Consider the following 1,117-nt stretch of genomic DNA (forward strand, 5'->3'; position numbering starts at 1 on the left):
TTTTCGTGGGGTACACTAATGCTATCGACATAATAAGCAGTAATTCTGGTGCGTTATTTGATCTTTCCCTCAACGATCAGGATCTCGTTTGCATACTAGATATTATTGATAACTAATGAACTAGTTTGTATTGAACTACGTTAAGGGAACAATCTTGAACTTATACAATATATTATGGGTATTCGGTCTAGTTTTTAGTTACGCATTGTTTGAACTTGTTTGGGTAAAACATCCCCAAATGACTCAACGCCTAAAGCTAATGACTCGTGTTCTTTTTGGTGTTGTGACACTGATTTATCTTAAGCAATGGATTTGACGGTTACCTTGACCACGCATATAACAAACAATTTAAGAGGGATTCCCAACGCTTGGCATTTTTGGTTTTACTTCAACTTTAGTGTTTACGGTACAATGCTTTAAGTTGGGTGGTAGCGTTGCTCACCCCTTAATTGGGCGTTATATTCCACAAGCTGATCGGTGAACTTTTTAAGGACAAAGGATGAAATATATTGAAATTCCCAAGTATCTTCATGAGGTCTTTGGTGAAAAGCAATCTTTAATTGAAATTACTTGTACGGCAATATTTGCCTTATTTGGTAGTTTTCTAATTTATTTTCAGTTTTATCGTCCTATAGCCCATGAAAATGGTTGGTTGACAGCGTTAGGTTTCATTCTAATTGCTGATGTGTTGGCTGGATGTATTGCAAATTTTAGCCGAGGCACAAATAAGTTTTACGCAGAAAGGAGCAAGGGACGCTTTCTTTTTATTGCTATACATATTCATATCTTAGCGATAGCGTGGCTTCTTTCTGCACCCTTAGAGTATGCGTTTCTAATCTGGGCCTACACAATAATATCTGCCTTAGTGGTAAATGCTTTAAAGGACAATCGTATCCAACTGTTCATTTCTGCAAATCTAATGTGTAGTGGTTTGTTATTACTTATGTTTTTACCGTTACCCACTTGGTTCTTAATCACCAGCACGTTCTTTTTGATTAAAGTCATGTTTAGTTTCGCCGTGGATCATTATGGCAATCAGGGTTAGATATGTAGCCTATCATGGTTAAGTGAATCGAATATAACAAACGGCTCAAGATGGATTGCCAACGCGTGGCGG

Annotated in this window: 1 protein-coding gene; it reads left to right on the forward strand. The window is 37.3% G+C overall.

The window, feature by feature from the left end:
* The first annotated feature begins 499 nt into the window (after positions 1-499).
* Positions 500-1,045 carry a hypothetical protein gene (locus tag PL85_RS18605; protein WP_088733287.1) on the forward strand — a complete coding sequence of 182 codons (546 nt, stop codon included), beginning with the start codon at positions 500-502 and terminating at the stop codon, positions 1,043-1,045.
* The last annotated feature ends 72 nt before the right edge of the window (positions 1,046-1,117 follow it).

This window comes from Vibrio anguillarum (assembly GCF_001989995.2).
Lineage (GTDB): Bacteria > Pseudomonadota > Gammaproteobacteria > Enterobacterales > Vibrionaceae > Vibrio > Vibrio anguillarum.